This is a genomic window from Rhodopila globiformis (assembly GCF_002937115.1).
Lineage (GTDB): Bacteria > Pseudomonadota > Alphaproteobacteria > Acetobacterales > Acetobacteraceae > Rhodopila > Rhodopila globiformis.
The window spans coordinates 1-9,913 of sequence record NZ_NHRY01000142.1 but is presented as its reverse complement, the minus strand read 5'-3'; the positions used below and the strand labels follow the sequence as shown (position 1 = coordinate 9,913).

General features: G+C 63.4%; 6 protein-coding genes, 1 pseudogene and 2 riboswitches. Of the genes and pseudogenes, 1 reads left to right on the top strand and 6 read right to left on the bottom strand.

The genetic code is table 11. The features are described 5' to 3' along the window. Window positions 1-208: 208 nt before the first annotated feature. From CCS01_RS14265 to CCS01_RS14255, 3 genes are all read right to left on the bottom strand, one after another. Window positions 209-1,732 (bottom strand): MutS-related protein, encoded by a 1,524-nt coding sequence (locus CCS01_RS14265; RefSeq protein ID WP_104519480.1) that lies wholly within the window; start codon window positions 1,730-1,732, stop codon window positions 209-211. Between the two features lie 76 nt (window positions 1,733-1,808). After that, window positions 1,809-3,485 carry a MutS-related protein gene (locus CCS01_RS14260; protein ID WP_104519479.1) on the bottom strand — a complete coding sequence of 559 codons (1,677 nt, stop codon included), beginning with the start codon at window positions 3,483-3,485 and terminating at the stop codon, window positions 1,809-1,811. A gap of 602 nt (window positions 3,486-4,087) precedes the next feature. Continuing rightward, on the bottom strand, window positions 4,088-4,459 hold the full coding sequence (locus tag CCS01_RS14255; RefSeq protein ID WP_104519478.1) for a hypothetical protein: 372 nt from the start codon (window positions 4,457-4,459) through the stop codon (window positions 4,088-4,090). Between the two features lie 80 nt (window positions 4,460-4,539). Further along, a riboswitch (Fluoride riboswitch) is annotated at window positions 4,540-4,599 on the bottom strand. Between the two features lie 96 nt (window positions 4,600-4,695). Beyond that, window positions 4,696-4,761: riboswitch (Fluoride riboswitch) on the top strand. 258 nt (window positions 4,762-5,019) lie between these two features. Between CCS01_RS14255 and CCS01_RS14250 the strand changes: the two genes are divergently transcribed. Next, the gene (locus tag CCS01_RS14250) at window positions 5,020-6,690 is read left to right on the top strand and encodes a dynamin family protein (RefSeq protein ID WP_158258390.1); all 1,671 of its coding nucleotides are present in this window, start codon (window positions 5,020-5,022) and stop codon (window positions 6,688-6,690) included. Here CCS01_RS14250 and CCS01_RS36110 read toward each other — a convergent pair. The 3 genes and pseudogenes from CCS01_RS36110 to CCS01_RS14235 form a co-directional block, all read right to left on the bottom strand. Further along, window positions 6,621-6,962: pseudogene (locus CCS01_RS36110) on the bottom strand (class I SAM-dependent methyltransferase); the annotation flags it as partial. The gene CCS01_RS14250 and the pseudogene CCS01_RS36110 sit on opposite strands and share 70 nt — an antisense overlap. An 18-nt stretch (window positions 6,963-6,980) precedes the next feature. Further along, window positions 6,981-7,892: a hypothetical protein gene (locus CCS01_RS14240; protein WP_104519475.1), complete on the bottom strand. Its 912-nt coding sequence runs from the start codon at window positions 7,890-7,892 to the stop codon at window positions 6,981-6,983. Between the two features lie 17 nt (window positions 7,893-7,909). Continuing rightward, window positions 7,910-9,709, bottom strand: coding sequence for a dynamin family protein (locus CCS01_RS14235; RefSeq protein ID WP_158258389.1), 1,800 nt, complete (start codon window positions 9,707-9,709; stop codon window positions 7,910-7,912). Between the last annotated feature and the right edge of the window lie 204 nt (window positions 9,710-9,913).

Below are 9,913 nucleotides of genomic sequence, written 5' to 3'. Positions count from 1 at the left end.
ACCTGATCCCCAACATGCCGGAAAGCCGTCTGCGCCCGTTGATGGAAACCTTCACCGCCATGCTCGATGCTCAGCCGCTGTTCTCGAAAGTATTTGGGGCGATCTGAAATATGAGGGGAGTCCTGAGTGACGTGCCATGTCTTCCAACCACACGTGGCTCAGGAACAGTCAAATGAGGTCAGCGCCCCACGAATGCGTGGCGCTGGCATCACCGTGCCACCGCAACACGGGCCGTTTCTTGTCCAACAAAAATCTCCGCGTACAGGTCCTGGCCGTAGCTGGTCACCAGCGGTACACCTTCGCAAATCCTGAATGTCCGTGTTCCACCTTCCTGGCGTTCCGCACGCAGGAACAGCGTATTTGGAAGATTCCTGGCGTGGAGGCCGTGGGCGAACTCATACTGATGCGTCACGAAGAACACCTTGATGTGGCGTTCCATCAAGGCGGTCACGACCTGGCGGGCAATCTCGGATCCTTCACGCTCATTGGTGGAGGCAAAAGATTCGTTGAACAGCACGATCGAATTCGGCCTGACCTCGGCAGCGATGTCGTTCATGCGGCTCAGTTCCTCATCGAACTTGCCGCTGCTCATCGTCGCATCCTCCTCGCGCCTGTAATGCGTGAAGATCCGTTCGCAGACGTTGGCGGCAAAGCTTTCCGCCGGTACGAACATGCCGCACTGCATCATTACTTGCGAAAGCCCGATGCTGCGCAGGAAGGTGGACTTGCCGCCTTGGTTGGCCCCGGTGATGATCATGACGTCTTTGCCTTTGGCGTCCACCGTATTGCCCGTGATCTTGCGCGCCATGCTCAGCCCGAGGCAGACATCGTAGAGGCCGGTGGCGCGATGGTCCCGTTCGCTGGCGGTATGGGGCACCGGAAAGCAGACAGGCTCGTCCAACGCTGTAAGCAGCCTGCGCAGGTTCAGGCAGCCAATGTAGAAGGCGAGTTCCGTGCGGAGCATCTTGATGAAGCTGGTGATATGATGCGCGGCCTGGAACGTGGCGCCGGCGACGAGGGTAATCCCGCGATCCCTGAGCTCCGACAAAGCCCGCGCGCCCCCCTCGTCACGCTCGGGCAGGCGGAATGCATAGGCGGGCGGTCGCGGCGACAGCAGACGCTCGATCCAGCTATTGTCCGGGGCGTTTTCTTTGCGAAGAACATATCCCTCGCCCTTGTTCCCCTTGCCCAGGCGGGCGCTGACCAGGATACCGCCACGGAACTTGAGCCGCTGTAGATGCTGGCGGATCGTCGCAAGGTAATCGTCGCTGAGCTCCGCGATCAGCATGGCGAACAGCGCCCTGAGGCCTTCGGATTCAAACCGATCGACATTCTGCTCGGCAAGGCCCCTGAGCTTTTGCAGGACACCGAAGAACATTTGCAGGACATCGACCGACCTGTGCAGCATCCCGGCCGGGTAGTGAAAGCCAAATCCGATGTAGTTCTTCCGCTCAACTTCGATGGTTTCGACCAGCAGGGCGTACATGTCCCTGACAACCGCCTCCCATCGGAGGCAGTCCTTGAGAATATCCTGCCGGTACAGGATCGTCTCGACATCCGCCAGACTCGTCAGCACGGCCTGCCTGACGACCGCGGCGACCGCCTTGTCGCCCTGCGCCATCGCGCCGAACAGCGTTTCCAGCTCCAGATCCTGGACCAGCGCCCCCGATCCCGACGGCAACGCCTGCGCCATGTCGAGATCCCGGTCCCGATATAGCAGATGAGCCTTCATGGGCTGCCCCGCTTCCTGTCCCATACCGATCGTCCAGCCAAAGGACCAGGCCACGGTCCCATAATACCGGTCGAAGTCATTCGGGTATCCTCGCCTTCAGGCAGTCATAGGTAACCCGATACTTCTCCGCGATCGAAAGCGCATAGGATCGGCCATCGGCCGGGCGCCGCACCACTTTATAGGTCCGTACCGCCGGATTGTCGGGCACGACCGTGCTTACCATGCTGACGGTCTTTTCGTTCAGCGACGACAGCTCCTCCAGGAAAGTCACGCAGACGCCCAGGCAATCAAGGTCGATCATGTGACCCAGCACCTCTCGTGCCAGGAACACAGCATCCCGCAGCGCGGTCGAGGTGAAGATCTCGTTCATGATGACAACGCTGCGCGGCGTCGCCCGCGTCAGGATTTCATGGATCCGGACAAGATCATCCTGCAATTTGCCGTGCCGGTTCCGGATGTCTTCTTCGCGTTCGAAGTGCGTGAACAAAGCATCGAACAGGAACAGCCGCGCGTGCCGCCCCGGCACCGGGCAGCCGATACTGGCAAGGTGATGCAGTTGCCCAAACATGCGGGCGAACGTCGTCTTGCCCCCCTGGTTCGGTCCGGAAATGACGAGGATGCGCTCATTGCCGGTCAATTGCAGATCGTTGCAGACGACTGGTGTCTGTTCCTGGATCAGTTTCGTAGCGAGGGCCAAATCGAAGGCGTCTTCGCCACTGACCGTCTTATCGGTCACTGCAATCAGAGGATAGCAGAAGCAAAGACCGGCCCGCTTGAGCGGCGTGAGGTAGTCCATATAGCTGATGTAGAACTGGACCTCCCGGTCAAACCGCGCCAGGGTGGTGTCGGTGAAATCGCGGTTTTCCAGGCAGAATGCCTCCAGCCTGGAAAACACCTCGGGATACAGCCGCGCCACGAACTCGAGAATCTTGGCCTCGATATGGTTCATATCCTTTGCTTCAGGAACGTCGGTTCGACGCGCCTCCGCATCGTCCTGTCGAAACTTCCGAAAGGTGTCCAGGATATCGGCACTGTAATCCACCTCGCCATCGTACTTCCGGACCTTGAACGAATTGTCCTTGATTAAAACGCAGTAGTGGATGGCCCCCAGGTCCTCAACCAGTTTGCCGACTGTTGCTGCCAGCCGGACGAAGCGAGCACACTCGGCGTAGCGATTGACATAGGCGCGGAACGCCAGGAGACCACGCGATGACAGCGGTGCTGCTGCGAGATCTGCCTGTAGGTCACGGATCGCAGCGCACCAGGTTTCGGCAGCATGGAGAAACCATCGCTCCTTTTGCAGTCGATAGTAGAGTTTCTGGGCTCGGGCAATTTGCTCACGCATATCGCTCATTTTTCGCGCAAATGCGTTCAGGCGATCGAGCGTCCGGTCGTGCTCCAGATCCCCCATGACTTCGTGCCGATAGGCGATCGCATCGGTTGTCGTCAGCGCGTCGTAGAAGAACGGCTTCAGGTCATACTCGTCCTTATGGGCCGTGATGACCTCGACGATCTGGTCCAGGTTCAGGTCACGGAAATACGCCGGAGCCGTCCGTGGCAGTTGGGATGGTTCGCGAGCCTGCTGATAGAGGATGCTTTCGAACGCATCGTACAGTTTCTGCCTGTCAGCGGCTTGCGGACCGGCTTGGTCCGCCGCCGACGGCGCGCCACGCAGCGGCTGAGGATATTTGTGGGCTCGATGGCCCGATCCGGCATCACGCGCGGTGAGGGCGTCGCCAGGCAAGTTGCTCATGGGACGAAGCTCCCTGGGCAGGCGGGAGGAAGCCGTTGATGCGGCTTCCAGGACATCCGTGCAAAACCAATATCGACGAAGACCCCGCTATCGACCGTCGACCGGATGATGCTTCGTGCTTCTTATGCGCGGGAACAGTCGGACCGGTACCGGTCGCCGAGGGCGAACGCGCACACGGTTCGTCACTGCATATGACAGCGTGATGCAGGCTATCGTGACCACCCAAAGAGGGCTGTCCGAGATAGCTGTCCAGAGAAAATTGCTATCGAACATCACTGCCTTCGCTTCAGCGAGCCCTGGATCCAACATCACCACTTGGCCGGCGCGGAGTGGGCTCACGATTCCTGCCGCGCGTTATACGCCGCAGGAGTCATCAGCCCGGAGGCAGTTTTAGGGGACCCCTTCCCTGTGCCTTCGATATTGGGATCACACCGCGGTCACGTCAATAGTTTACGCCTCTGACAATACCGGGCGGGAGGACGCGTCCGGCCCGTGCGCTGTGCCGAACGGATGCCAAGCGCTGCCATTATCAGGATCGATCGGTGCAACCGGCACGACGCTCCGCCGCCGCCGGCTTCGCCAGCGAGCAGACATCATGGCGGTCAGGTCGCACGCTGGTCTGCTGCTTTGGCCTGCCGGTCAATCCACGCGGCAACTTGCATTTTGGATCCGGAAAGGTGTGTCGCCCACAGATTGTTCCGCAGTGGCTTGTGATCCTGGTCCCACCAGTGTTCCGCAACCACCATGATGCTCCACGCCTCCGGCGCATCTGTGCAATCGAGCCGATGGACTTCGATGGTGACGGCATGATCAGGCGCGGCATTGCTGTAGCGGTGCCGACGCCATCGGACTCCGGCAACCTCCCATGAAGTTGCCTCCGGCCCGGGCTGGGTCGCCGCCCGGATCGCCTGCCAGGCAAACAGGAAGGCGCGGTCGCCGATACGGATCATGACACGCACCAGGACGTTGGACACGCACGGCCACCTGCCCGGGACTGCCGGTGTACCGGAACAAGCGTGCGGCGCCACACCATGACTGATTCCCCTGGTAGCATGGCCATGCAGGAGTCATCAGCCGGCGGCGGTCAACGGGGGACTCCATCCCCGGGCGCATGCTAGGCCGATCCCGCGGTTCCGGCAACGAACCGGCTGATCCGGCTTCGATAGACGTTGCGACGGACATGATCAGGCGTTAGAAATGGGCAGATCCAAAGCTGAAGGGTGATGGAGTTCACCCGGATCAACCGCCCTGTCGGGCTGATGACTCCTGACAGCGCAATCGTTCGCAGGAGTTTACCAGTGGTTTCCGTCTACATGGTCTGCCTCTACCACAAGGGTGCTGTCCCGTGGGCGCCAATGGTCGCGTGGCGCCAGGTCGTCTCCCTATCGTCATGGCCGGGCATGTCCTGGCCATCTGCGCTTCGACGGTGGGGGGTGGATGGCCGGGCCACGCCCAGCCATCACGGAGAGACAACGGTCGCTGCCATTTTCCGCCGCAGGGAGCGCGTGTGATGGATCTACAGCGATACGGCCGCATGAAAACAGCCCTGGCGGACATCCTCCGCGGCGCGACCATGCATCCAGGCCTCGACCGCGGCGAGGAAGCCGTGCGCGACCTGTTCGCCCGGCTTGCCGAGGACCGGTTCAATCTCGTCGTTGTCGGTCGCTTCAGCCGGGGCAAGACCTCGCTGATGAACGCGATGCTGGGCGCCGATCGGCTGCCGACCGGGATCGTGCCGGTGACGTCGGTGATCACGACGGTCACGTATGGAACCGAGGAGCTGGTTGTCCTCCACTACCAGCACACCAGCCTGTTCCTCGAAATCCCGATTGCGCAACTGGCCGAGCACATCACGGAATACGGCAATCCGGGAAACATCAAGCGCGTCCGCACCGCCGAGGTGCAGCTCCCGGCCGAGCTTCTGCGCCGTGGGTTCCACTTCATCGACACGCCCGGCCTGGGGTCGTCGATTACCGAAAATACTCGAACCACCCAGGCCTTCCTGCCGGAAGCGGATGCCTGCATCCTGATGACCGGCTACGACAGTCCGCTGTCCGAGGAAGAGCGCCAGACGCTGGAGACCGTCCACGCCTCCGGACGGCGGGTCTTCATCGTGGTCAACAAGCAGGATCATGCCGACGCCGCTCAGCGCCGGCAGGTGCTTGATCATTTGCGGCAGCAGTTGCAGCCGATCTTCGGTGATGCCGTGCCGCCGCTGTTTTCGCTGTCCGCGCAGCAAGGGCTGGCGGCGCGACTGCGGGGCGACGAGGCACAGCTTGCCGCCAGCGGCCTGCCGACGCTGGAAGCGGCGCTGCTGAATTTCCTGATCAACGAGAAGCGCCGTGAATTCCTGCTTGGCATGTGCAACCGCATCGCCGCCTTGCTCGCCCGGCAGCCGGATGCCGAAGCGGACTACCGGCGTCTCGCGGCACTACGCGCCGAAGTGGATGCGGATCGTCCGACGGACGTGCGGACGGAGATGCCTGCCGCGCCGCGGGCCGCGATATCGCCGACGCTGCCCGGGTGTGAAGTCTGTGGCCAGGTCGTCGACACGCTCTTCAACTTCCTGGCCAAGTACCAGTACCAGCTCAGCGGCAATCAGCAGGTGCAGGCCGAGCTCGCCGAGAGACGCGGGTTCTGCGGCCCGCACACTTGGCAGTTCCAGGCGATCGCCGCGCCTAAGGAAATCTGCACCGGGCTTACCGGCGTGGCCGAGCGGCAGGCCGCGCACCTGCGGGCGGCAGCGGCAAAGCGTCCAGCCGGCGGCCTAGCCTGCCAGGCCGTCCGGGCCGCGCTGCCGACGCCGCGCACGTGTCCCGCGTGCGAGGTTGCCCGGCACGCCGCCCAGCGCGCCGTGGGCACGACAGCGGACCGGCTGAAACGCGATGGATCCGCGGCGTTGCGATTACTGTCGGCGATCTGCCTGCCGCATCTCAGCGCACTTGTTGCGGAACTGGGAGATCCGGATCTTGTCCGGGCGGTTCTGCTGCGCCAGGCGGATGTCCTGGAGCGCCTGTCGGAGGACATGCGCCACTTCGTGCTGAAACGCGACGGCCTACAGCGGCATTTGACGACCAAGGAGGAGGTTGCCGCGGGCGAGCGCACGCTGCGTGTGCTGGCCGGGCATCCCAAAGCCTACATGGAACCCGCGATACCAGCGGTCGTGAATAACGTCGTGCCCCTGATACGTCGCGCCAGCGAATGAACAAGCAGATGCCACCGACTGGCTATGATCAATTCCTTTTTCTTGCCATGCAAACCAGTTGGATCGCCGAACAGGACATCATCGCCTACGATGCTGCAGGAACATGCTGTCCGCTGAGAGGCTGTTTCACACGGTGCCAGATAGGAGTCCCAAATACGGCAGAAGCAATCGTCATAAACCTTACGGATCGGCGTGCGGTTCCGCACGGACCGCTCGCACCACTGCCGCAACGTTTCGGCATAGCGAAGGCGCAGGATTTCGATGTCGGTGACCCAGAGGCCGGGTCTTCTCTATGGTCCGAAGCGTGCCGCAACCCGGCGCAAGGCGCGCAGAGCAACGGCGTCGCGGGACTGATCGTCATCCCGCGGCGGCGGCCCATCGGCGTGCTCCGCGATAACCGCCTTGCAGCGATCGGCGTGGGCGACAAGAATGTCCTCGATCTCCGCCCGCAGGAACCAGTTTGCCTGTCCGAGCCAGTCGACCAGGCGACGGGCGGCGGCTTCGTCTTCACGTGGGCTGCCGGCCGCAAGGGCAAGCCGGCAGCCCAGCACCGACAGGGCCGCATCTTCGTCCTGCATGAGGTCCACACGCAGCACGTCCGGGACCCGCCCGGCGGCATCCTGGTCCAGCAGCAGCGTGATCGCGGCACGCCGTCTGCGTCGGCTTGATTCAGTCTCGTCCCCGGCGACGCAAACCGGGTCGTCGATGGCGCGCGTCAACGTTGAAAATGCCTGATCGCCATATTGGCGCAGCGCCGCTTCGGCGGCCGGCCGCGCCAGATCGTCTGCCAGCGCCCAGACCAGGCAGGGCAGCGCCTCGGGCCGGCGCCAGCCGCCCAGGACCTCCACCGGACCGGGCAAGCTGTGCCTGTCCGCCAGCGAGAGCAGCACCTGAAAGACCGACTCATCGCGCACATCACCCAGTGCCCGTGCAGCGGCATTGATGACGGCATCCTCGCCCGCCGCCTCCACGGCATCGGCACAGGCGTGAGGGGCCTGGAGGAAAGCGAGCAGGACATCCCGCGCCTCCAATGCCGCCAGCGCCGCGACGACGCGGCATCGGGCCTGGAACAGGCCGCTGGGGTCACGGGCAAACAACAGCCGGCGCAAGGCGGGAATCGCGCCGGAACCAACGGCGACAACGTCGAGAACGCCCTGGTCGCCGACTTGCAAGGACAGCAGCCTGTCCAAGGCGCGCTGCAACGAAGAATCCTGACCGGTCACGACACCTCGGCTGGCTGCTCCGCCAGCGCGGCGCGACAGGCCTGCAAACGCTCGCGGCGCACGTGCATCCGTTCCAGTTCCGCCTGGGTTTCGTCGGCACGGGTCCGGCGGCGGGCGAGCGCGGCCGCAATGACGCCTCGCGTCAAGGCAAGCCCCTCAGCCAGATCGGCGTCCAGCCGGGCGGCGAATCGCCGGAAGGTCTCGTTCAGCCCCTGCAAGGTCGCCCAGCGCAGGTTCTCCACGTTGCGCTGGATCAGGGTTGCGACCTCGACCTCGGTCTGCTGCCGCAGGCGCCGCGCCTGCATGCTGGCAGGGAGGAAGCGGCTGACCACCTGTGCCGGGTTGGGCATCAGCAGTTCGCGTATTTCCTGCGTCACCCAGTAGGGCTCCCGGCCCAGCCGGAAGGGTTCCGGTTCCAGTGCCGTCCGGAACGGCACGTTGAACAAGTCGGCGGCTGTCCTGCGGACGGATGCAACCAGGGCATCGGAGCGGGTCTGGTGCGTGACAAGGATCGCCTCGACATCATGCCGGAACGCGGCGGCCACCTCCACCAGCTTCCGTTCGAAGAACACCGGGATCGCCTCGGCGATGGCGCGGTGGACCTTGGGCTGGTCGAACGCGCCGGCGTTCTCGGCGATGGCCTGTTCGACGGCCGCCATGACGTGTTGCCGGCCGTCCTGCCGCAGGGTTTCGGCTTGCGTTTCCAGTTCGGCCGCGGCACGGCTCCGGTCCCCGGCCAGCAGATCGCGCGCGACCTTTCTTTCAGCCTCGAAGGCGCGCACCGCTTCCTCGAACTTCGCCTGCCGCTGTTCAAGATCCGCCAGCGGCAGTTCGAGCGCCCGGATCTTCAGCCCAAGGTCCGACAGCACATGATCAACGATATCGCCCGCCTTGCGGTTGACCGAGGTCCGCAGCGACGCGGCCTTTTCATGCGCCAGGTAGGCGATGATCTCCTGTTCGACGCGTGGAAGTCCGCTGGCGGCCAGCGCCGGCGTGTCCGCGCCCGTCTTGGCCGCCAGCGCCTGGCGGGCGGAAATCTGGAAGATCTTCGCGTCCCGGTTGGCTACCGAGCCCTGGGATGCGGCCTTCCAGAGAAACGCCGCGACCTGCTCCCGTTCGGGCGCCGTCAGGTAGTCGATCTTGTTGAGGATGAAGAACAGATGCACGACATGCGCGCGAACCTGGGCCAGGTAGGCGATCTCGGCCTCGGTGATCGGCGGATCGGCCGACACGACGAACAGGGCCGCGTCACAGTCGGGCAGCACCTGTAGCGCGGTATCGGTGTTGTGCCGCAGCGTTGAGCCGATGCCGGGCGTATCGATCAGGACGACGCCATCGCGCAGGATGTTCGCCGGCAGGAACACCTCCACACGGGCGACGCCGCGCGCGTTGCCCGGATTGCCTTCCTCGGTCACGAAAGGATGCAGGGCTTCCTGGATATCGGCGACGTCGCGGGGATGGATGTCCTCAGGGGCGCGATCGCCTTCGTAGGTCACGCGCAGCATCGGTGTTGCGCTCCAGGCGATGAACGTCGCAATCGCCGTCAGCGGCAGGACGGCCGCCGGCAGCACCGCCTCACCCAGCAGCGCGTTGATGAAGGTGCTCTTGCCACGCTTGAACTGCCCGAGAACGGCGAGATGGAACCGGGACTCATGCAACCGGTTAGTCAGGCGCTGGAGCGCTTCCAGCGGTGAATAGGGACCTGGCCATTCCTCACGCGCATGGCCCATGGCCGTCTCGAGCGTCTTCGCCAGCAGATCACGGTGCGGTGTCGCTTGGTTCGCCTGGTGTTCCAAAATTAGCCCCTTGTTCGCAACGGCTTCTCTAACGTAACCGGGAGTTCCCCCGGCTCTGCCGGGGAGGCAGCAGCAGTTTGACATTTGCGGGGGTAGGCCCCGGTTCGCCCATCAATGAAACTCTGGAGCGTGAGCCGCCAAAGCACACGCTGATGGAGTTCCATCAATGGACGAATTCGAGAGCCTAAATCACACCAAATGGGA